Origin of the sequence: Pistricoccus aurantiacus, assembly GCF_007954585.1 — a bacterium.
GTDB lineage: Bacteria > Pseudomonadota > Gammaproteobacteria > Pseudomonadales > Halomonadaceae > Pistricoccus > Pistricoccus aurantiacus.
On record NZ_CP042382.1, the window covers coordinates 2,209,557 to 2,229,313 of the forward strand.

At 59.3% G+C, this 19,757-nt stretch carries 21 protein-coding genes and 1 other RNA gene; 8 read left to right on the top strand and 14 right to left on the bottom strand.

The window, feature by feature from the left end; translation table 11 throughout:
- Nucleotides 1-68: 68 nt before the first annotated feature.
- Nucleotides 69-1,124 carry a glycosyltransferase family 4 protein gene (locus FGL86_RS10590; protein ID WP_147184529.1) on the bottom strand — a complete coding sequence of 352 codons (1,056 nt, stop codon included), beginning with the start codon at nucleotides 1,122-1,124 and terminating at the stop codon, nucleotides 69-71.
- 119 nt (nucleotides 1,125-1,243) lie between these two features.
- Here FGL86_RS10590 and FGL86_RS10595 point away from each other — a divergent pair, with 119 nt between their 5' ends.
- Together FGL86_RS10595 and FGL86_RS10600 are read left to right on the top strand one after the other, a co-directional pair.
- A complete protein-coding gene (locus FGL86_RS10595) occupies nucleotides 1,244-3,343 on the top strand; it encodes an HAD-IIB family hydrolase (RefSeq protein ID WP_147184530.1) in 2,100 nt (699 codons plus the stop codon).
- Nucleotides 3,343-4,206: a glycosyltransferase family 2 protein gene (locus tag FGL86_RS10600; protein WP_147184531.1), complete on the top strand. Its 864-nt coding sequence runs from the start codon at nucleotides 3,343-3,345 to the stop codon at nucleotides 4,204-4,206. Before FGL86_RS10595 ends, FGL86_RS10600 begins: the two co-directional genes overlap by 1 nt.
- Here FGL86_RS10600 and FGL86_RS10605 read toward each other — a convergent pair.
- On the bottom strand, nucleotides 4,199-5,356 hold the full coding sequence (locus FGL86_RS10605; protein ID WP_147184532.1) for a glycosyltransferase: 1,158 nt from the start codon (nucleotides 5,354-5,356) through the stop codon (nucleotides 4,199-4,201). The two genes, FGL86_RS10600 and FGL86_RS10605, sit on opposite strands and share 8 nt — an antisense overlap.
- A 114-nt stretch (nucleotides 5,357-5,470) precedes the next feature.
- Between FGL86_RS10605 and FGL86_RS10610 the strand changes: the two genes are divergently transcribed.
- Complete coding sequence (locus FGL86_RS10610; RefSeq protein ID WP_147184533.1) at nucleotides 5,471-6,649, top strand: BaiN/RdsA family NAD(P)/FAD-dependent oxidoreductase; 1,179 nt, start codon at nucleotides 5,471-5,473, stop codon at nucleotides 6,647-6,649.
- A gap of 33 nt (nucleotides 6,650-6,682) precedes the next feature.
- Here FGL86_RS10610 and FGL86_RS10615 read toward each other — a convergent pair whose 3' ends face one another.
- A complete protein-coding gene (locus FGL86_RS10615; protein WP_147184534.1) occupies nucleotides 6,683-7,138 on the bottom strand; it encodes a CopD family protein in 456 nt (151 codons plus the stop codon).
- 149 nt (nucleotides 7,139-7,287) lie between these two features.
- On the opposite strand from FGL86_RS10615, the gene FGL86_RS18275 reads away from it, so the two are divergent.
- Nucleotides 7,288-7,437, top strand: a complete 150-nt coding sequence (locus FGL86_RS18275; RefSeq protein WP_281288534.1) for a GDCCVxC domain-containing (seleno)protein — start codon at nucleotides 7,288-7,290, stop codon at nucleotides 7,435-7,437.
- On the opposite strand, the gene FGL86_RS10625 is transcribed toward FGL86_RS18275, so the two are convergent.
- The 7 genes from FGL86_RS10625 to FGL86_RS10655 form a co-directional block, all read right to left on the bottom strand.
- Entirely contained in the window at nucleotides 7,417-7,719 is a 303-nt protein-coding gene (locus FGL86_RS10625; RefSeq protein WP_186764380.1) for a YqjK family protein, read from the bottom strand. The genes FGL86_RS18275 and FGL86_RS10625 overlap by 21 nt on opposite strands.
- Nucleotides 7,709-8,101, bottom strand: a complete 393-nt coding sequence (locus FGL86_RS10630; RefSeq protein ID WP_147184537.1) for a phage holin family protein — start codon at nucleotides 8,099-8,101, stop codon at nucleotides 7,709-7,711. The genes FGL86_RS10625 and FGL86_RS10630 overlap by 11 nt, the downstream gene beginning before the upstream one ends.
- Entirely contained in the window at nucleotides 8,101-8,433 is a 333-nt protein-coding gene (locus FGL86_RS10635; protein ID WP_147184538.1) for an ElaB/YgaM/YqjD family protein, read from the bottom strand. The genes FGL86_RS10630 and FGL86_RS10635 overlap by 1 nt, the downstream gene beginning before the upstream one ends.
- 85 nt (nucleotides 8,434-8,518) lie before the next feature.
- Nucleotides 8,519-9,496: a phospholipase A gene (locus FGL86_RS10640; RefSeq protein ID WP_147184539.1), complete on the bottom strand. Its 978-nt coding sequence runs from the start codon at nucleotides 9,494-9,496 to the stop codon at nucleotides 8,519-8,521.
- A gap of 62 nt (nucleotides 9,497-9,558) precedes the next feature.
- Nucleotides 9,559-10,320 carry a TlyA family RNA methyltransferase gene (locus FGL86_RS10645; RefSeq protein ID WP_147186162.1) on the bottom strand — a complete coding sequence of 254 codons (762 nt, stop codon included), beginning with the start codon at nucleotides 10,318-10,320 and terminating at the stop codon, nucleotides 9,559-9,561.
- Nucleotides 10,320-12,347, bottom strand: coding sequence for a hypothetical protein (locus tag FGL86_RS10650; RefSeq protein WP_147184540.1), 2,028 nt, complete (start codon nucleotides 12,345-12,347; stop codon nucleotides 10,320-10,322). The genes FGL86_RS10645 and FGL86_RS10650 overlap by 1 nt, the downstream gene beginning before the upstream one ends.
- A gap of 47 nt (nucleotides 12,348-12,394) precedes the next feature.
- Nucleotides 12,395-13,618, bottom strand: a complete 1,224-nt coding sequence (locus tag FGL86_RS10655) for an ATP-grasp domain-containing protein (RefSeq protein ID WP_147184541.1) — start codon at nucleotides 13,616-13,618, stop codon at nucleotides 12,395-12,397.
- 232 nt (nucleotides 13,619-13,850) lie between these two features.
- Between FGL86_RS10655 and ffs the strand changes: the two genes are divergently transcribed.
- Together ffs and FGL86_RS10665 are read left to right on the top strand one after the other, a co-directional pair.
- Nucleotides 13,851-13,947, top strand: an RNA gene (ffs, locus tag FGL86_RS10660) — signal recognition particle sRNA small type.
- Between the two features lie 65 nt (nucleotides 13,948-14,012).
- Nucleotides 14,013-14,294, top strand: coding sequence for a GNAT family N-acetyltransferase (locus tag FGL86_RS10665; RefSeq protein ID WP_222433741.1), 282 nt, complete (start codon nucleotides 14,013-14,015; stop codon nucleotides 14,292-14,294).
- A gap of 65 nt (nucleotides 14,295-14,359) precedes the next feature.
- On the opposite strand, the gene FGL86_RS10670 is transcribed toward FGL86_RS10665, so the two are convergent.
- The 4 genes from FGL86_RS10670 to FGL86_RS10685 form a co-directional block, all read right to left on the bottom strand.
- Nucleotides 14,360-14,641 (bottom strand): hypothetical protein, encoded by a 282-nt coding sequence (locus FGL86_RS10670; protein ID WP_147184543.1) that lies wholly within the window; start codon nucleotides 14,639-14,641, stop codon nucleotides 14,360-14,362.
- 86 nt (nucleotides 14,642-14,727) lie between these two features.
- Nucleotides 14,728-16,443, bottom strand: a complete 1,716-nt coding sequence (locus FGL86_RS10675; protein WP_147184544.1) for a glycosyltransferase family 39 protein — start codon at nucleotides 16,441-16,443, stop codon at nucleotides 14,728-14,730.
- Nucleotides 16,444-16,462: 19 nt separating this feature from the next.
- Entirely contained in the window at nucleotides 16,463-16,741 is a 279-nt protein-coding gene (locus tag FGL86_RS10680) for a lipid-A-disaccharide synthase N-terminal domain-containing protein (RefSeq protein ID WP_147184545.1), read from the bottom strand.
- Entirely contained in the window at nucleotides 16,738-17,511 is a 774-nt protein-coding gene (locus FGL86_RS10685; protein ID WP_147184546.1) for a glycosyltransferase family 2 protein, read from the bottom strand. The genes FGL86_RS10680 and FGL86_RS10685 overlap by 4 nt, the downstream gene beginning before the upstream one ends.
- Before the next feature lie 109 nt (nucleotides 17,512-17,620).
- Between FGL86_RS10685 and FGL86_RS10690 the strand changes: the two genes are divergently transcribed.
- Together FGL86_RS10690 and FGL86_RS10695 are read left to right on the top strand one after the other, a co-directional pair.
- Nucleotides 17,621-18,283: a response regulator gene (locus tag FGL86_RS10690; RefSeq protein WP_147184547.1), complete on the top strand. Its 663-nt coding sequence runs from the start codon at nucleotides 17,621-17,623 to the stop codon at nucleotides 18,281-18,283.
- Entirely contained in the window at nucleotides 18,280-19,695 is a 1,416-nt protein-coding gene (locus tag FGL86_RS10695) for an ATP-binding protein (protein ID WP_147184548.1), read from the top strand. Before FGL86_RS10690 ends, FGL86_RS10695 begins: the two co-directional genes overlap by 4 nt.
- Nucleotides 19,696-19,757: the final 62 nt, after the last annotated feature.

Below are 19,757 nucleotides of genomic sequence, written 5' to 3' on the forward strand. Positions count from 1 at the left end.
CAGTCGAACAATTGATGGCTTGTCGTCGATAATAAAGAGAATAGCAGTTGTTGCCGATTCTTGAGCGATCAACCCATGCTGTTTCTATCGATCAGCGAACGATAAAGCGCCACATAGTCCTGGGCCATGCGACGGCTGGTAAAGCGCGCGAGAAAGGACTCCCTTACTGCCGTCCTGTCCAGGGTGGCAATACGCTTTACCGCCTGGCGAGCGTCTTCCAGGTTGTCGACGACGAAGCCGCTGACCCCAGGCTCGACGATTTCCTCCACCGCGCCGTTGCGCCAGGCAATGACCGGCGTGCCGCAGGCCATGGCTTCGATCATTACCAGGCCGAAGGGCTCCGGCCAGTCGATGGGAAAGACCAGCGCCATGGCGTTTCCCAGAAAATCCGCCTTTTGTCGGTCGTCCACCGGGCCTTGGTAATGAACCTCGGCGCCGAGTTCCGGCTTGACGAATCTGTCGAAATAGTCCGGGTTGCCGACATCGATATCGCCGGCCAGTCGTAAAGGCAGACTGCTCGATCTTGCGAGTTCGATGGCGCGATCCGGGCGTTTCTGATCCGTCATGCGTCCGATGAAGGCAAGATAGTTGTGGTGTTCCGGATAAAAGGGAAAACGCGCTTCAGGTATGCCGTGATACACGATGCCCGCGCAACTGGAGGCCGGGATACTTGCGGCTTGCGCATGAGAAATCGCCGCGATGGGTAGATCGGGAAAGCTGGCGAAAAAAAGCTGCCGGTCCGCCTCGTCTACCCGCCAGTGAATGGTGGTAAGACTCTTTTTTCGCTGCGTTCCCAATAAGGCGGCGTGAAAGAACTCGCCGTGGCAATGAACGATATCGAAGTCCGCCAGGCGACCACGCAATTTTTCCAATAAAACGGTTTCCAGCACCCCCGGCATACCGGGGGGTAGCTTGCCTTTCTTTTCTTGCAGCTGCGCTAGGCTGGGAGTGGCACAAACCAGTTCGGCGGAGGTGTTGCTGTCGCTGGAAGCGAACAAGGTAACCTTGTGTCCCAGCGCCACCAGGGCTTCGGTAAGATCATTGACGACTCGCTCCGTCCCTCCGTAGTGAAGGGGCGGAGTAGGTAGAATAATGGGTGCTACTTGAGCAATACGTAATGTCATGGTGGCTATCGAAAATAACGTTCAATTAAAAAAGGTTATTGAAAACCCCCGGCTAGTCTGTCCATGTTGCAATAAGGAAGAATTTTAGGAAAAAGTAAAATAAATAAGGATGTTGAACCATGTATATCATGCATGTCGCCTTACAAGGCTGCTTGCGCGGCCAGCAGGTCGAGTATGGTATAACCGCCGACACGGGAGGTCACATCAAGTACCTGCTGGAACTGGTCGGAGCGTCATCCTGGGACGCAACCGTCCAGCGTATCGATATCGTGACCCGGGCCTTCGATATGCCCCACACGGCTAGCTATGGTCGGGATTGCGAAACAATCGATGACAAGATTCGTATATTGCGCTTCAGAACCCCGTGTCCCGACTATCTTCCCAAGGAGGCGCTGTGGCGTGAACTGCCGGCTTTTATCGAAGCGCTGGATGATTACCTGGATACTCAAGAACGCAAACCCGATGTGCTGCATGCCCATTACGCCGACGCGGGAAAGGTCGCCATGGTCATCAAGTCGCGTCACGGAATTCCCTACCTGTTCACCGCGCACTCATTGGGCAGGATAAAATGGCAAGCCTGTCACGAACTTCACTCGCTGTTGGACAATGACGACATGAAAACCCTGGCTCGACGCATCGAGTGCGAAGAGGAGGTGATCGAACGGGCGGATTTGATCGTTGCCAGTTCCCGAGACGAAGCGGAAGTCCAGTACGCCGCTTACGACGCCTATGATCCAGGCAAGATTCGTATCATCGCGCCTGGCAGCGACCTGCGATGCTTTCGTGAAGCGAGCAGCGATGCACGAGTCGATGAAATGCTGAACCGCTTCTTGAAAGCGCCGGAAAAACCGGTATTGCTTGCCATTGCACGCCCGGTATCGAAGAAAAACCTTGCCTCGCTGGTCACCGCCTACGGTGAATCCAAGGCGCTTCAGGAAAAGGCCAATCTGATAGTGATTGCCGGTAACCGAAAGGATATCGCTACCTTGGAAGGCGAAATCCGCGACAATCTCGAGGAACTGCTTTACCTGATCGACAAGTACGACCTGTACGGTAGCGTCGCCTATCCCAAGCAGCATGCGTCCTGCGACATTCCCGCCATTTATGCCTTTGCGCGCAAGCGAAAGGGCGTTTTCGTCAATCCGGCCTTCAACGAGCCTTTCGGATTGACGCTTCTTGAAGCTTCCGCCGCGGGCCTGCCGGTCATCGCCACGGATAGCGGTGGCCCTAACGATATCGTCGAGCGCTGCGGTAATGGCGTACTGGTCAATCCGCACTCGCCGAATGCCATCGCCACGGCGGCCCTTGAACTACTGTCGAATGAACCAAGATGGCAGCGTTATGCGAAAGCTGGTGCTTCGGCGGTCGCCGCTTACGATTGGCAGGCGCATGTGGCGCAATACCATGAACTGATACGGCGCGGCCTTGAGCGAATACCACCAAGGGCCAGGGCGACCAGCCTGTTGATCAGCGATATCGACAACACGCTGCTGGGTTCCGAAAAGGCAGCGGCGGCGTTTTGTCGATGGCGAAATACTCAGGTTGCCATGGGCTTCGGCGTCGCGACCGGACGCAGTTTCCATAGCGCTCTGAACGTGCTCGAACAGCAAGGAATGCCCAGCCCGGAAGTCATGATTACCTCCGTGGGAAGCGAGATTTATTATCTCGAGGAAAACCGCGTCACCTATCGACAGGATCATGAGTGGGCACGGCTTATTGGCCAGGATTGGCGGCCTCAGACGATTCTCGATGCCCTGAGGGATATGGTGGAACTGACGTCCCAAGGCCAGATGGAGCAGCGGCCCTTCAAGCTAAGCTACCTGATCAAGAATCAGCCATCGCTTGCCACGAAGGTGCGCGAGCGGCTCGCATCCTGCGGGCTGCGCGCCAGCGTGATTTATAGCCACGGTCGCTATCTGGATATTCTGCCCCCTGGCGCCTCCAAGGGAAAAGCGGTGGAACATGTTCGACGACATTACGGTTTGCCCAAGCAGGCGGTCTTCGTGGCGGGAGATTCCGGTAACGATCTGGAGATGCTGCGGACCATGCCCTGCGCCATCATCGTCGCCAACTTTTCCGATGATCTGCTCGACGACCCGACGCTGACGCATGGCTATTTCGCCAAGGCGAGCCACGCCCAGGGCGTCATCGAGGGCGTAACCTATTTTCAGCAGCACGTTTCGACCGATAAAAGCACTGTTGATAAAAAGGTGTCTTGATGGGCGTCAGTGTCCTGACTCTGGTGAGAGGACGGCGGGAGCATCTCGTCAATCTGATTCACGGCCTGACGCGCCAGACCCGGCTTCCGGACGAATTGATCGTGGCCTACATGCAGCCGGAGCCGCATCGGCACCTGCCGGAAACCCGATTTCCGGTGCGCGAAGTCTATATTGACGATGAAATCATGCCCTTGGCGAAGGCGCGCAATCGGGCGGCACAGGCAGCGAACAACGAGGTGCTGATATTTCTCGACGTGGACTGCATTCCATCTCCTTCCCTTGTCGAGAGCTACCGCCAGGCCTTGAGCGAAAGGGTAGGATTGTATCTGGGCGAAGTGTTTTACCTGCCCGCCGGGGCGGTAACGACGCCGCTGGATTATTTACGGCTGGATGGCGTGGGCAAGTCGCATCCCGCCAGGCCCACAATGCCAAAGGAAGGTAGGCGCCTGGAGCCTGATCCGGGAAGTCTATGGGGGCTTTCTTTCGCACTTGGCCGTCGGGATTATTGGCGAGCCGGCGGCATGGATGAAGCCTTTTACGGTTACGGAGGAGAGGAGACGGATTTCGCTTGGCGTCTGCATGATGCGAGAGTGCCGTTCTTCTGGCTCGGCCGCGCCCGCGCCTATCATCAACACCATCCCATGCATGCGCCTCCCTATCCGCATTTCGTTCATATCCTGCGCAACGCCGACTATTTTCATCGCAAGTGGCAACGTTGGTGCATGGAGTACTGGCTCGGTCAGTTTCGCGACGCGGGTCTGATCGCCTGGCGTGAAGAGGGGAATACGCTCGAGATTCTGCGCTATCCTACCGCGGATGAAATACGCCGTGCGAAACTGCCGGATACGGCGCTGTTTAGCTGATACCTGGGTTGGCCACTGCCTCTTGAAGGTGACCAAGGAGTGCGGTCTTACGATCGTCTTGCCATAGCCGGTCCGTCAGGTTTTCGAGCCACTGGGCGGCGGTGCGTGCTGCCTGAGGAGAATAAAGCTCCCGCAGGGTGGAAACATCGAGCTCTCTTGCACGCATTAGCAGCTCTTGCCAGGCGTCGATGCTACTGGGCCAATTTTCCAGGTGGATCGCCGCCCCAAGGCGCTGCAGACATTCCGCCTTGCGTACCTGCTCGCCATAGTAGCGCCATTCCGGGGCGCAGATGTAGGGACGTCCGATTCGGGCGATTTCATGCACGGTGTTGTCGCCGGCGGAGGCCAGGACGATATCGCTGGCGACGAGATAATCGGTGACATTCGTGACCCAGCCGTGATTTTCCAGGTTGAAGAAATCCGTCTCATGGCCTTCTCGATGTACCGGACCGATGGTGATAAAGCGCGATCCGGTGGCGGCCCGCGCCGCCACGGTCAGAGGCGCGTAGGGGGTGCCGGCACCGCCACCGCCGGTCAGAACGACGATCACTTCTTGATCGCTCGGCAGGCCCAGCTTACGGCGAGCAGCTTGCTTGTCCCCGAATGAGGTATCCGTGGTACAAAGCCCCCCGGTATAGTGCGTCTTGGCTCGTGCCCAGTCCGGGTAGTCCGGTTGTTCCAAGCGCTCGTCGTAAGGGGCCAGCATCCCGATACAACATTCATAGGCGCCGAGATGCCCCCGATCGCTGCGGTCGCCGTGCATGCGAATCTTTACCGCCGGTACGCTGGCGATGCGCGCAAGCAGGGCCAGCTCCGCGGAAACGTCGATCACGAAAAGCCCCGTATCGCTATCGTCCAGATGGTCGAGAATCAGGCGCATGGTGCGGCGCATTTCCTTCACTCCCAGCGGCACGCAGTGCATGATCGAAGGGGTAGTGGCCTGGTAAAGCGCCGTCGTTGGAACGTCGGCACCGATCATGTCGGGCAGGGCGATGATATCGATGGGCCGCTCGAAATTCTCGAACAGGCTCGGGTCCGCGGTCATGACGGTGACCGGACGCTCCTTAGAAAAGCGCTGAATGATGGCCCTGGCGCGCTGAGCATGCCCCCGCCCCTGATGGTGAATAAAAAAACTGATTCTTTTCTGCATGCGGCACCTCCTTTGTGCGTCATTCCCGGGGCTTGTCAAAGAGCTTGGCTGTTAGGATGGGGGCAATCGGCAAGCGCTGACTTTCTTGATCATACAATATTGTCGTGAGACCTCATGAAGCATCCTGATGTCGTTATCCTCGGTGCCGGCGCCGCGGGGTTGATGTGCGCGCTGACCGCCGGCTACCAAGGTCGGCGGGTACTGGTGCTCGATCATGCCAACAAGGCGGGCAAGAAGATCCTGATGTCCGGGGGCGGCCGCTGCAATTTCACCAATCTGGCGACGTCGCCGGCCAACTTCTTTTCCGAAAATCCGCGCTTCTGCATTTCCGCGCTCAAGCGCTATCGACCGGAACATTTCGTCGAACTGGTGGAGCGTCATAGCCTGGAATACGTCGAGAAGGCAGCAGGGCAGCTGTTCTGCGCTCATTCCGCCAAGGAGCTGCTGCGGACCCTGCTGACCGAGTGCGACTGGGCGGGGGTGGAAATACGCCTCAAGACCGCAGTGGAATCAATCGAACCTCAGGGCGAGGGCATGCGTCTGCAGACGTCGGCGGGGCGCATCGATACCGGTGCGGTGGTGATCGCCACCGGCGGGCTATCGATTCCCACCCTGGGGGCTAGCGGGTTTGGCTACGAGATCGCCCGCCGGTTTGGCCTGCGGGTAACGGAGACGCGACCGGCGCTGGTGCCTTTCACCTTGACCTCCGGTTGGAAGACCCGGGCGGCGGATCTTGCCGGAGTGAGCTGCGAGGTGGCGGTACGCTGTCGTGGTAGGGAATATCGCGAGCCCATGCTGTTGACCCACCGCGGCCTGTCCGGTCCGGCCATGCTGCAGATCTCGAGCCATTGGCAACCCGGTGACGAGATCGAGATCGATCTGCTGCCGGGGTTCGATATCAGAGGATGTTTGATCGAAGCTCGCCGGGCCACTCCAAAGCGTCGGCTTTCCACCTTGCTGAGCGAGCATTTGCCGAAAAGGCTCGCTCAGGCGCTGATCGAATGGCATGGGGACGACGGCCCCTTGGCGGAGCGGTCCAATGCCAACCTTGAAGGCTGGGCAGGGCGCCTGGGTCGCTTGCGAATCAAGCCCGCAGGAACCGAGGGCTGGCGTACCGCGGAGGTGACACTGGGTGGGGTCGATACCCGAAGGATTTCCTCGCAAAGCTTTGCGGTCGATAATGTGCCGCAGCTGCGGTTTATCGGCGAAGTGCTGGATGTCACCGGTGAACTGGGCGGCTATAACTTTCAGTGGGCCTGGGCCTCGGGTGTCGCCTGCGGACTGACTGTGTAGATCGGTTTTTCATGAGGCCCAGTGTGATCCTCGTTACAGATAGATGCCCCCGGTGCCAACGACGATCACGATCAGCCCCAGCACCAGGTTGACAGCGATCAGCTTGCGGATCTGATTGAGCTTGGCACCGCCGGCGGTCCAGTCCTGGCGCGCCACGGCTTGATTGAGTCGTCGATAGGGGGCGAAGTAGATATGCAGAAAGATCGCCATCATGACCAGGCCCAACAGCAGCATCAGGTGCACGTGAAGACCGACCATGTCCATGCCGCCGTAAACCGCGAAGATAATCCAGAAGCCGGAGGTGAGTAACAGGACTATCGCGGCCCATACCCAAGGAAAGAACTTGTCGAATACCTTGGCCCATAGCTGCAGCCGCAAGGGCGGCTCGAGCAGGTGGCCTGCCACTGGACGTAGCGCCAGATAGGCAAAAAACATCCCGCCGACCCAGATCACGGCGGCCAGTAGATGTAGGGTAATGGCGATTGACATATTTGCTCCTGTGGCGGGTAAAGACACCATGCTTAGGCTACGCTTATTCGGGAGGGGAACAAAATAACGAGGGTGTCATGAGTTTGGGGCTTATTCTTGAATCTACATTGACTTGCCCTTTATGTGGTCAGCGCAGCGTGGAAGTCATGATGCCGGATGCCTGTCAGTGGTTCTATCACTGTTCGGGCTGCGGAAGTCTGCTGCAGCCAATGCCGGGTGACTGTTGCATATTCTGTTCGTACGGTACGGTCGTCTGCGCGCCGGCACAGCTCGCCGAATCAACGCAGAACAGCGAGTAGCTTGCGTATCCTTTGAAACAAGAATGCACCCGCCATGGCACGCTGTCCCCAGCGCCTGAGCGAATGAGGTTTCCTGGCGCTTCGCACGACCAGCAGCCCGCCGAGCCCGTAAAGAGGCACTTTCCAGCGCATCAAAGTATGCCAGGCATGATCGATGCCGCTGGTGGCTTCACGAAAGCGCTGAGAGTCCACCAGCAGATCGATACGCTGCTGCTCGATCAGTGATTCGAGTTTCGCCTTGCGCAAGCGTCGCTCTCGGTGTGCACGAGACTCAAAGTTCACGCTGATTCCCCAGCAGCCGGCGATCCGCCTTGAGTTGTCTCAACGTGCTTTTCAGAAGAGTGCGCTGACGGGCTTTGTAAACGACCCAACTGGCCAGCCCGAGGCCTCCTCCCAACAACAGCACGATACAAGTGACGATAGCGGCGATACGATGGCTGTCCCAGAACAGCACGACAATCAGCAGCGTCAATAGCATCATGCCAAGCAGCATCAGGATAAGGCTGAAACAGGTCAGCAGCAGCAGCAAGAAAAGACGTGAGCGTTCTTCCTCGAGTTCGACCACGGCAAGACGCAGTCGCGTCTCGCCGCTTTGGATCAGGCTCGAGATCAGGCGTTTGGTGGCGTCAAAGACGCGCTCCGCCGGTCCTTGGCCTGTGGACATCAACGCCGCCCGAGAATAAAGCCGACGATGATGCCCAGGAGAGTACCGATACCCACACTGCGCCAAGGATTGTCACGAACATACTCGTCGAAGGCATCCGCTTGGTGAACGGCGCTGTCGTAAGCGTCGTGATAAAGTCTTTCGCCCCGTGCCTCGAGGCGTGAGCGTGTGTCTTTCAGGCGTTTTTCGGCTCGCTCCCGAAGCTCCTTGACGTTGCTGCGCGAGTCATCCGCGGTTGCATGAACCAGCTCTTCGACGGTTTGGGAAAGATGACGCAGATCCGATTTCAGCTGATCGGTACTGGCGTCGATATTCGGTGTGCGGTTAGCCATGAGGTCTTCCTGTGACGTTGAATAACGCCCCTAGCATAGCAGGCTTACGTGTGGCGGCAATCCTTTGCCGGCAATGAAACGCCGATCAGGGCCGCCTCGGAAAGAAAGGGTTGATGCTGAAACCGATGCCGAGCCGATTGTTGCGATGATTGTAGTCGACCAGGCTTTCGCCATAGCCGTAATAATATTGTATGTAGCCGCGCACACTATTGAACAAGGGCCAGGAATAATCTGCTCCGACTCCCATGTAGCCGGTACGAGGGTTGCCTCGCCAGGTAAGAGTCGCCTCCTGGTCATCGAACAGCCGGCGTGCCACGGTGATGTCACCGTAGCCTACATAGCGTTCGATATCCGGATTGTCGTCCTCGTCGTCGGATTCCGGAATTCGCCAATGTGGCGCAATCACCACTGCCCAATCGCCCTTTTGAAAGGTGCCTTCCACATAAAGTCGGTTCCAACTACGCGACAAAGGATCGGAACGACCGTTCGACTGATGGTTCAACGCAATTCGATTGTAGGTGTTGGTCCAGCCCAGCCAGGAGAAGTTGTTGTCGAAACTGAGAAACACTTCAGGTTCGAAGTTGGTTTCACGAAACGGTGAAGAAGCCTCGGAGTTATAAGCCTGCCACCAGCTGCGCTGAGTATAGGCAAAATAGAGATCGCCATTGTTGCCGAACAGATCTTTCGCCAGATTGAACTTGGCGCTGAACTGGAACTTGACTTCGGCATTGCCGACGTTTTCGTTGCTGATTTCCCTGAAGGCTTGCTCATCGGGATTGAAATTGTAGGTGATGGGTAGCAGGTAGTTGCGGCGATAGGTGGTGATCGAAAACGGATTGCGCGCCGAAGCCCGCTCAAGCGCGCGTCGCTCCCGCGCTTCGTTCAGGGCTTGCGGTTCTTCGCGGCGCTGCTGTGTTTGCTGTTCGTCGCTATCCACGCCTGGCGCTGTTGCTTCGATGGTAGTTGGCGTCTGAGTCAGCGCATTGTCTGCCAGCGCGACACCTGACAAGGACAGCAGAGACAAGCCGATAGCGAATGCCTTCAAACCCTGGGGCATTTTCATGAGGCGATCCTGTCGAGAAACACAAAAAGGCATGTTTCTACCATGCTGTTCGGACAAGTCAATCATTGATGGCGTGCATGCAGGAGAAATTCGCGATTGCCGTCGCCCCCTGCGATAGGACTATCCCGCCAGTCAAGCACCTCGAAACCGCAGCTGGCGCAGCACTGGCGAAGCTTCTTTTCCACCTCCTCATAAAGAAGTGGATCGGTCACTATCCCCTGGGCATTGACCTTGCCCGGGCCTACCTCGAACTGTGGCTTGACCAGGGAAAGCAGCTCGCCGCCTACGGGCAGCAGTTCGGCCAGTGACGGCAGGATCAACGTCTGGGAAATAAAGGAAACGTCCATGATCGCTAGGGAGAGTGTTTTAGGCGCCTGGCGGACGAGGACTTTCCTGAGCGCGGGGCTTTGCGTCATGTCGCGCGCGTTGATGCCCTCCAGGCAGGTGACTCGAGGATCTTCTCGCAATCGAGGGTCGAGCTGGTCGTGACCGACGTCGATACCGATGACGTGAGCCGCACCATGCTGCAAGGCGCAGTCGGTAAAACCGCCGGTGGACTGACCGACATCCAGCACCAGGCGATCGTCGAGGCGCAGCTCGAGATGATTCAGCAGCGCTTCGAGCTTTAGCCCCGCTCGCGAGGCATAGCGTTCCTCCGGATCCGCCGTTACCACCAGCGGGCTATCCAGCGGCAGCTTTTCCGCCGGTCGCAAGAGCGGACGTTGATCCGCCAGGCTGACCCGGCCATGACGAATCAGGCGCTGCGCCCTGGTGCGGGAGCGCGCCAGGCCTTGCGTCACCAGCAGCTGGTCGAGCCGCATCATCATGAAGGCATGAGACCTCGAGCCGCCTGCAGATCACCGGCAGGTAGGCGGTCCGCCCCCCAGCTGCGGGTGATATAACCGATGACGCGATCCAGCTCTTCCTGGGAAACCTGCGCCAGTTCGCCGCGCTCCAGCGGATCGTAATGAAAGATATACAGCCGTGAAGCAAACTGCTCGAAAGGCAGCGATGCCTCGCCGAAGCGCTCTCCGTACCCGGAGGTGCTGACCTTGACGCCGTCGCCCCAATCCTGACCGCTATCGTTGTTGGGATTGTAGAAGAAAGCGCGCATTTCCCCATTCAGGTCGAGATTGACGCGCAGCAGGGTGATAGCGTGCCAGCCGATGAAGCGCGCGGTGCTGTCGGTCACGGCGATACCTGCGGGCTGCGGATGAATCAGCGGCTGATTGCCGTTGTAATAAGGGTGATAGCAGGCATAGAACTGGCGCAGGAAGTTCTCCAGGTGGATCAGCTTGCCGGTGGCGACATCCACGTTGATGCTGAAACCACGGCCTGCCCACCAGCCGTGGAATTCCGGGTTGACCCAGCGGTGCGGGTCGCCTTCACGGTCGGCGCAGCGCCTGCCCATTTCCGCGTAGATACGGTCCAGGTAGGGAACCACCAGCAGCGATACCGGATCGAGATCCATGGGCAAGGCGGTGGCCACCCCGGAAAGACTGGCCATGGAAGAAATCGGCTGGCCTTCGAAGTGAATGATGATCTCGTCGTCCCGGGCGGCCCAGGTCACCATCTGCAGCAGGTAGTCCGGATCGTTGTAGGCCCACATGGACAGGGCGCGAGCGGACTGGCAGGTAGGGTTGTTGCCCTGACCTACCCCCAGGGGAAGGCCGAGCATGCATAGCACGCCTTCGATCAGCCAGGCCTGTGGGGAAGCGGCCTCACCGAGGGCCAGGCTAAGACGTTGACGAGACCAGGCAGAAAGTTCGAGCCCCAACTGACGCCATAGCGCCGGCGCCACCGGGGGTTGATAGAGAATCCCGCGCTCGAGCATCAGGGCGAGACCATAGATGCCTTGGCAGGTTGGAGCGTGAATGCCTTGGTATACCAGCTCGTGAATCAGGTCGCGATAGCACAGCAGGCAGTCGCGGCCGGTGGAGGAGAGCCCCAGCGCCTCGGATACCAGCATGTCGCCCTGGTCATGCAAGTGTCGCAGCAGTACCGCATGATAGGGTGACACCAGACCGGTATCGTGCATGGCCCGAGCGAACCCGGTGGCTTCGTTCTGAAGCGCCGCCTGGTCCATGCAGGCAAGCCGTTCGGCATAAACATCGATGCCCGGATCCTCCCGGCAGGCCTGAGTCGGACCGAACAGGCTGCTCACCAGCCGATCCGCTCCCTGACCGCTGATGCCCAGGTCGATAGCGGGGTCCGCCTGGCATAGGGCGATCTGGGTGACCATGCGCTTGATGGCCCCCGTCTGAATCGGGCGCTGCTTGAGGATGCGCCAGATTTCCTCGATCAAGCGGTCGATGATGTGTTCGTAGCCGATGCGCGAGGCCAGGTGGCGAAACAGGATGCGCGGTATCTGCGCCAGTCGTCCTTGGGTTTCCCGCTCCGCTTCGCTGGGAGAATCGAACAGGAACGTCAGATTGACGGCCAAGGTCTGAGTCAGATAATGATGAGCCTGCTCCGCGGAAACCAGGGAATGAACATAGTCGCCTCGGGCCACCGCCAGCAGGCGCAGCTCGCTCAGGGTTTCGATCATCACGCTGTCGACGCTGGCGCTCTTCAACGCCTGGGAAGCCAGAGCGGGTACCAGGGCCTGGGGCGATTCCCAGTCGGAGCCTTCGAACATGCCGGACTGTTCCATGGCCTGGGCACGGCTTTCCAGAGCGTCGCAACCGCCCTCGACCAGCATCACGCGACGCGCGGTATCGAAGACACGACTGACCTTGGCGGGCTTGGAAAAGCATGGCGCATTGGCCAGGATCGCTACCGCGTCGTCGAGCTTGGCCAGCAAGCCATCCAGCTTGCTGGCGTCCACCTGGGGTGCGTTGTCGTCAGTCACCGTGACTCCTTGTCGTCATGACACGCACATGAGGGATGGCGCGAGGGTTATACATAGAAGTCCAGTTCTTCCTGATGCTTGAGCAGGTCGCGCATGGTATGCGGATCCTCGCCGAAGAAATAGATCAGCCCCCAATGGGTGCCGAAAGCGGTGCGTTTGGTCACCGTCTCTTCCAGCGGCGGGGTAAGTTCATGGGATTCGAAGTAGGGATGATCCTCGGTTTCCTCGGGCATTTCCAGCCGGCTGACCACGCGACGTCGCGGATAGACCCCGAAGCATCCCGCATGACCCTTGGCATCCACCACTTCCCTGGGGAAGAAGGCAGTGATTTCCTCTTCAGTGGTCTTGGGGTCGAAGGACAGGATCAAGCCTTGATAGGCGTTGAAGCCGTAGGCACGCTCAAGCAGCTCGAACACCTTGAAGCCCGGCGGACGATAGGCGACCTCACCGAAGTACATTTCTCCGTCGCTGGTGACGAAGTATTCCGGATGAATGAAGCCGAATTCGATATCGAAGGTCTTGATCAGCTTTTCGATCTGACGGGTGATCGCTTCACGGTATTTCTCGAGCTCCGGCGTCGCGGGCACGAACACGGAATAGCCCAGCGTCACGTATTCCGAGATATTCAGAAAGCGAATCTTGCCGTCGTGAACCCATGCTTCGACCGCGAATTCCCAGCCGTCCAGGTGGGACTCCATCAGTACCGGGAATTCTTCCTCCGGGATCGAGTCGATCTCGTCCGGGGTGCGGATGACCCGGTGACCCAGACACCCCGCCTTGTCGAAGGCCTTGAGGTGGATCGGGTCATTGGGGTCGCCGTCGAGCTTCAGCAGCGTCTGGTTGACCCGCTTGAGAAAGCGAATGACGTCACCTTTGTCGTGAGCTTCCTCGAAAATACCCACGCGGATACCGCCCAGCTGAGCGCGGCGTTTCATCAATGCCTTGTCCCGCAACAGCAGCGCCTGTCCGTAGAGCCGCGGGTTGTCCATCAGCACCGAGTTGATGGCACCGGCCCATTCCACGGTTTCCTCGAAAAGGGGAATGGCGACATCCACGCCCATTTCCTTGAGAGTTTCGGCGATTTCCATGGAGCGGTCGTTGAGCCGCTCGAAGTTCCAGGCGAGATAGGGAATATCGTGCTGCTTGCAATAATCCTCCGCCCAGTCCGGGGCTACGACCACGTAGCGCCGATCGAAGTTTTCCGCTGCCTCGACCGCGTTGAGACTCCAGCCAAGCAAGGCGATATATCCTTTGTTGGGATCTTTCTGCATGGTCATTTCCTTTCAGGGAGTGTTTGTCCAACTTACCGTCTTAAGCATAGTCTGAATAGTCGTGATCACGAATCGAGCAGGCTTGCGAGGGTCGAAAGGCGCTGTTATAGTGCCGTCGCTCTCGCGGCAAGTGCTTGAACGGACTGTCCTTGCACGGTTCAATGCGGTGAGAACTTAAAAAAATCGGTTATCGTTGAGACAGCATTTCATAGCCGAATGTTATGGTGGCCCTTGTCGGTCCTCCCGCAACGCGATACTGCAAACCCCGCCAGGCCCGGAAGGGAGCAACGGTAGTGGTGGATGCGTGTGCCGGGATGTGGCTGTCAGGGGCCGCCTCCATTTCCAGGAAGCGATCGCCGTTCCATGTATCTGCCAATAGGGACGGGTAATGGTCATGACGGAAGAATCGGTTCGCCACAATACAGCGAAGTCTCGCTACGAACTGGAAGTCGATGGCATGCTTGCCATCGCTACCTATTGGCGTGAAGGCAATATAATGACCTTCGATCACACCTTTGTGCCGCCGGCGCTCGAAGGTCGAGGCATCGGCTCCAGGCTTGTCGCCGGCGCGCTCGACGATGTGCGCCGCCAGGGTCGCAAATTCGTGCCCACCTGCAGCTTCGTCGTCGCCTATGCCAAACGACACCCAGAAACCCAGGATCTCCTGGCCGTTTGATCGCGGGGCTGGTCGTTTGATCGCGGGAAGAGTACTGCCGCGCTGTCTTGTATCCGGTCAGAGCGCTAGGCCAACAGATAAAGCATCGCAATCGTGCCCAATGCCGCCATGGCCAGTGCCAGCAGGTCCTCCTTCAACTGGGCGTTGTAAAACGATGCGCCAAGCTGCAGGAAGCCAAGGCTGGCCAGCATGGCGATCGTCAGTAAAGCGCTCTGGATGGTGGCGGTCAGGAGCATTGCGCCGCTCAACAGCACCAGTATCGCGATGGGCAAAAGACGGATCTTTTTCGAGGATCGACGCTTTTCTCGATTGGCCGATGAGTCGATGGGCTGAGCAAGCACCGTCATTCGTATTCTCCTTGACGTGAAGTAAAGCCGGCTTGTCAGCCTAGTTAGCATTTCTTAAAGAAAACTTACGGATTGACTTTTCTTCGCTATTTTTCCTTCAAGGTTGTCGGTGCGATGAAAAGTGGCGCGGCATTAGCGTCTCCCTGGCAGGCGTCGAAGGCGATACCGGGCGCCAGGGTCCAATACTCACCGTTTTGATGGCCCATATCGATCACCTGGGGGTCGTCCAGGCATTCGATTTCTTCGGCATTATCCCGCTCGATCAGCATCCAACGCTTATCCGGTGCCTGTTCGAGCCAGGCATAGGCGCGCTTCAGTTGCGCCTCCAGCGGGGTGTGATAGCCAAAATGCACGCTGGGCTGGCGGGCCTGCAGCAGAAACTCCTCGCCGAATGCCGGCAGGGCCAGCCAGGCGTCTTGGCCGGTCTGTTCGACAACGCGTTGCATCATGCCCCGGGGGGAGCGGGTATCGTTCATCTGCAGGTAGGCATCCGTCGACCACCAGCCCCAGAAGATCACGAACCAGAGCCCCAGCGCCGCAAGCCCACCACGGACACGCAGCCAGGCGAGCAGGGCGATGGCGGCGCAGCCGAGCAGACTCCAGCCCAGCCAGGGTGTGACCTGATACCGAACCGACAATTGCGCAAGAGCGGGCAGGCCCAGGGCGCCCAGGATGCCGGCGGCAAGAAAAATGCCCCCCAACGCGACAAGCACCAAGGTGCCCAGGCGGTTAGGGCCGATCTTGCCTAGCAGACCAGGGAACAGGGGCGCCAGGGCCAGTACCAGCAGTGGAATGGTGGGCAAGACATAGACCCCGCGTTTGCCCGGCGACCAGGAGAAGAACACCAGAATGGCGGTGATGCCGAATAGCGGCATGACAATTTTCGCATCGCCACGCCGCAGACGCCGCCACCAGGCGGGTAGCACCCAGGGCAGCAGGAGCACCAGCGGCATCCAGGCCCAGGGCAGCACCTCGACCAGGTAGTAGTACCAGGGCTTGAGATGATGCCAGGCGCTGGCGTAACGCTCCCCGGTCTGCTTGAAGAGGATATTGTCCCGATAGGCGGCCAGGCTGGGATCATCACTCAGGCTGGTGATCAGGATCATCGGCACCGCCCATAGAAGGAGCGTGCCGAGCAGGCAACCCAGCCCCAGGAGCAACGTTTTCATCTCCAGGCGCGTGGCGTGTCCTTGTCTGGCCAGCCACCACCAGGCCGGCAGCATCAGCAACGGTAGAAAGCCCACGCCCTTGGTCAAGATGCCCAGACCCATGGCGATACAGGCGAGATACCACCAGCCCCTGGAATCCCCCAGCAGCGCATGACGCATCAGCCCGTAGGCGCCCAGGGTGACGAAGAACGTCAGCAGCATGTCGATCTGCGCGGCCTTGGCCTGCAGCACGAACTGCAGGGTGGTCAGCAGGGCGAGCCCGGCGAGCATCGCGATGCGCTGACCATATAGTCGCCGAGTCAGGTCGACGATCAGCGCCAGGGTGCCGAGGGCGGCAAGCAGTGACGGCAGCAGGAAGCCCAAGCGCACCGAGCCGGTGGCCGCAATACCTAGCGCGGTGGCCCACATATAAAGCGGCGGTTTATCCGGATACAGTTCGCCTCCCCGGTGGGGTAGCCAGAGCTGGCCGGTGCGCAGCATTTCCAACGCATTGAGAGCGAAGCGCGGCTCGTCCGCGGGCCAGGGGTCCCGCAGGCCGATGCCAAGGGCGAGAAACGCACAGGCGAAAACGCCGAAGCCCAGCCATTGCCAGCGCGTCAATGGGGCATGCAGATAATTCGGGCGATACAGCATGAAAAAGGACCCTTGACGGTCAGGAAGCCGAACGGCGCTCTTGCGACTCCCGGCGCAGCAGCATCAGGTTGCGTGCGTAGATGAACAAGCCCGCCGCCTGCCCCAGGATAAACACCGGGTCCCGGCGGTAGATGGCATAAGCGAGCAAGGTGGCGCCACCGCCCAGGCTGAAGAACCAGAAGGCGATAGGAACCACGCTGCGTTTTGCCCGCTCGCTGGCCAGCCATTGCACGATGAAACGGGCGCTGAAGAGGCCTTGTCCAACAAAGCCAACGATCAGCCAGAGCGTTGCGGTCATGATACCTCCTGCCGGCGGATAGCCTGCCGATCCGGCTCGGCGTTTTCCGCTTCAGGCGCGACTTCCAGCGAGGCCGGCAGACTGCATCGCCGCTGCAGCCATAGCACCCCCAGCATATCCACCAGGCCGACCCAAAGCCGGTCGTGCAGACCGTACTTCGATTGACCGGCTCGGCGCGGGCGATGGTTGACGGATACGGACCGGCAGCGCCCGCCCTGGGCCTGCACGAGGGCGGGCAGGAAGCGGTGCATGTGATCGAAATAGGGCAGGGTCAGAAAGGCGTCGCGACGGATCAGCTTGAGCCCGCAGCCGGTGTCCGGGGTCGCGTCCTTGAGCAGCGTGGCGCGTACGCGATTGGCGGTGCGCGATGACAGGCGTTTCAGCCAGCTGTCCTGGCGTGCTATCCGATGGCCGGCGATCAACGCGAGATCGCTATTCATTGCGACGTTCAGTAAGCGGGGGATATCCGCCGGATCGTTCTGGCCGTCGCCATCCAGGGTTGCCAGCCAGTTGCCCCGGGCGTGCCAAGCCGCCTGCCACAGCGAGGTACTCTGGCCGGCGCTTTCGAGATGACGTAGGGGACGCAAGCGAGCATCGACGGTTGCCCGCTGGCATAGCAACGGCCAGGTCGCGTCGCTGGAGCCATCGTCCACCACCAATATCTCGTAAACGGTTCCAGTCAAGGCGGCGGCGATCTCATCCAGCAGGCCAGGCAGGTTGTCGGCCTCATCCTTGGCGGGAATGATGACCGATAAGTGGAGTTGCCGCATATTGACGATCCTTCAACAGGTTGGGCGGAAATATACAGTGCATGACTTTGCTTAAGGTTTTCTTAAGCAAACAGGTCAATACTCGGAAGACTCTTGACGAGGATAGACGATGCGCGTGCTACTGATAGAGGATGACCCGCTGCTTGGGGATGGTGTCAAGGTTGCCCTGCAGCGCCAGGGCTATGTAGTGGACTGGTTCTGCCGAGGTCGCGAGGGCCTTGCCGCCTTGACGAATGAAACCTTCTCGGCGTTGATACTCGATTTGGGGCTGCCAGATATCGATGGTCTTGAAGTGCTCAAGCGCGTGCGTATTCAAAGCCGTTTGCCGGTGCTGATCCTGACCGCTCGGGATGCGGTGGATGATCGCATCCGCGGGCTGGACGCTGGGGCGGACGACTATGTGCTCAAGCCTTTCGATCTTCAGGAGCTGCTGGCTCGCCTGCGGGTGATTACCCGGCGCGCCACCGGACACGCCGCGAGCAAGCTGCAGCTTGGCGAGCTGCTGATCGATGATGCCAGCCATCGAGTGTGCTGGCGCGGCCAGGATATCAAGCTGGGGCGGCGGGAATACGCGCTATTGTTGGAGCTGGCGTATCATCCCGACAAGGTGCTGTCGCGCCCGCGGCTGGAAAGTCTGCTGTATGGCTGGGGAGAGGAAGTGGAATCCAACGCCCTGGAGGTTCACGTGCACCATCTTCGCAAGAAGCTCGACAAGCGTTTGATCGTCACCGTGCGCGGTATCGGCTACCGTCTAGACAGCCAGGCAACATGATTTCGATACGTCGCTATCTGGTTCGTACCCTGGCGATCACCCTGGTGCTGATCAGCCTGCTATCCTCCATCGCGGCGTATTTGATTTCCGAACACGAGCTTGAAGAAATCCTCGACGCCCAGCTTAGCCTGGAAGGACGTATTATTGCCGCGTTTCTACCGCCTTCACCGGATATCGAAGCGTATCGCGCGCTCGCCCAGCGTCTAAGCCAGCCAGACCATCCGGCGCTGCTAAATGGTGACCGGAAATTCGACGAGGCGGCGCAGCGAACGACTGGCGTGCTCTATCATCATGAAGAGCAGAAGATAAGCCTGGGCTTCTGGGATGCCCAAGGCACGCCCCGCCTGCTGGGGCCGCGTTGGCATGAGTCTTCCGCCTTTCCCGCGCCTCAGGAGGAAGGCTTTCGCTGGGTGGATTATGACGGCGAGCGTTGGCGAGTCTTCAGCCTGTTCGACAGCGATAGCGATACCTGGGTACGTATCGGCCTCAAAAAGGGCTTCAGGCAGGAAATTGTCGAGCGCATCGCGATCAATCATCTCTGGCCGATGCTGCTGCTGATGCCGTTGGCGCTGTGGTTGATGACACGGGTGATTCGTCGCGGCCTGAGTCCCATCGAGCAACTATCCCGACAGGTGCGTGATCGCGATCATACGGATCTGAGTCCCATCCATCTGTCCGTGCCCCGTGAGTTGAGCGAACTGCATCGCGCGCTTAATGCCTTTATCGCCAGGCTCGGCGAAACCCTGGAAAAGGAGCGTCGCTTTACCGCGGACGCCGCCCACGAACTGCGCACCCCCTTGGCAGGCTTGAAGATCCAGCTGGACAACGCCATCGGCGGCGAAGTGGCAGCGCTTGCCAAGGCGAGGATGGGCATCGAACGGCTGCAGCGGGTCGTCGAGCAATTGCTGGTGCTGGCACGAGTGGATCAAGGTCAGCCGCAGGGCGTCGAGAAGATCGACCTGCGGGCCCTCGTTCAAGAGCTGGCGGCGGAACTCTGGCCGCTGGCCGAGGCGCGAGGCCAGACGCTGGAAATCACCAAGGCCGAACACGCCTCCATGCGGCGATTCCATGTGATGGCCAATGCCACCGAGCTTGGGATCCTGATACGCAATCTGCTGGACAACGCCCTGCGCTACACGCCGGACGGTGGCCGGGTCGCGGTATCCCTGGAGCAAACGCCACAAGGCCCGCGTTTGATCATCCGCGATACCGGTCCCGGCATTCCCGAGGAGATGCTCGGCAAGGTAACCGAGCGCTTTCGCCGCGCCGCCTCGCAACGCACCACCGGCAGCGGCCTGGGGCTCGCCATCGCCGTAGCGTTGGCGAAGCGACAACAGGCCAACTTGATATTGCGCAATCACGAGCAGGGCGGGCTTGAAGTCAGGCTTGAGTGGAAGAGCGCTACTTCGTGATGGATCAGCGCGATCCTGAGGTGACTCGGGTATGAATACATAGAGTGCGAAATGAGGCACCT

Bases quoted from the DNA above. Each gene is read 5' to 3' on its own strand.
- FGL86_RS10655 (WP_147184541.1), bottom strand. From the start codon at position 13,618: ATGCAGAAAGATCCCAACAAAGGATATATCGCCTTGCTTGGCTGGAGT.
- FGL86_RS10630 (WP_147184537.1), bottom strand. From the start codon at position 8,101: ATGTCCACAGGCCAAGGACCGGCGGAGCGCGTCTTTGACGCCACCAAA.
- FGL86_RS10665 (WP_222433741.1), top strand. From the start codon at position 14,013: ATGACGGAAGAATCGGTTCGCCACAATACAGCGAAGTCTCGCTACGAA.
- FGL86_RS10605 (WP_147184532.1), bottom strand. From the start codon at position 5,356: ATGCAGAAAAGAATCAGTTTTTTTATTCACCATCAGGGGCGGGGGCAT.
- FGL86_RS10635 (WP_147184538.1), bottom strand. From the start codon at position 8,433: ATGGCTAACCGCACACCGAATATCGACGCCAGTACCGATCAGCTGAAA.
- FGL86_RS10690 (WP_147184547.1), top strand. From the start codon at position 17,621: ATGCGCGTGCTACTGATAGAGGATGACCCGCTGCTTGGGGATGGTGTC.
- FGL86_RS10670 (WP_147184543.1), bottom strand. From the start codon at position 14,641: ATGACGGTGCTTGCTCAGCCCATCGACTCATCGGCCAATCGAGAAAAG.
- FGL86_RS10695 (WP_147184548.1), top strand. From the start codon at position 18,280: ATGATTTCGATACGTCGCTATCTGGTTCGTACCCTGGCGATCACCCTG.
- FGL86_RS10645 (WP_147186162.1), bottom strand. From the start codon at position 10,320: ATGATGCGGCTCGACCAGCTGCTGGTGACGCAAGGCCTGGCGCGCTCC.
- FGL86_RS10600 (WP_147184531.1), top strand. From the start codon at position 3,343: ATGGGCGTCAGTGTCCTGACTCTGGTGAGAGGACGGCGGGAGCATCTC.
- FGL86_RS10640 (WP_147184539.1), bottom strand. From the start codon at position 9,496: ATGAAAATGCCCCAGGGTTTGAAGGCATTCGCTATCGGCTTGTCTCTG.
- FGL86_RS10685 (WP_147184546.1), bottom strand. From the start codon at position 17,511: ATGCGGCAACTCCACTTATCGGTCATCATTCCCGCCAAGGATGAGGCC.
- FGL86_RS10610 (WP_147184533.1), top strand. From the start codon at position 5,471: ATGAAGCATCCTGATGTCGTTATCCTCGGTGCCGGCGCCGCGGGGTTG.
- FGL86_RS10615 (WP_147184534.1), bottom strand. From the start codon at position 7,138: ATGTCAATCGCCATTACCCTACATCTACTGGCCGCCGTGATCTGGGTC.
- FGL86_RS10675 (WP_147184544.1), bottom strand. From the start codon at position 16,443: ATGCTGTATCGCCCGAATTATCTGCATGCCCCATTGACGCGCTGGCAA.
- FGL86_RS10680 (WP_147184545.1), bottom strand. From the start codon at position 16,741: ATGACCGCAACGCTCTGGCTGATCGTTGGCTTTGTTGGACAAGGCCTC.
- FGL86_RS10595 (WP_147184530.1), top strand. From the start codon at position 1,244: ATGTATATCATGCATGTCGCCTTACAAGGCTGCTTGCGCGGCCAGCAG.
- FGL86_RS10590 (WP_147184529.1), bottom strand. From the start codon at position 1,124: ATGACATTACGTATTGCTCAAGTAGCACCCATTATTCTACCTACTCCG.
- FGL86_RS18275 (WP_281288534.1), top strand. From the start codon at position 7,288: ATGCCGGATGCCTGTCAGTGGTTCTATCACTGTTCGGGCTGCGGAAGT.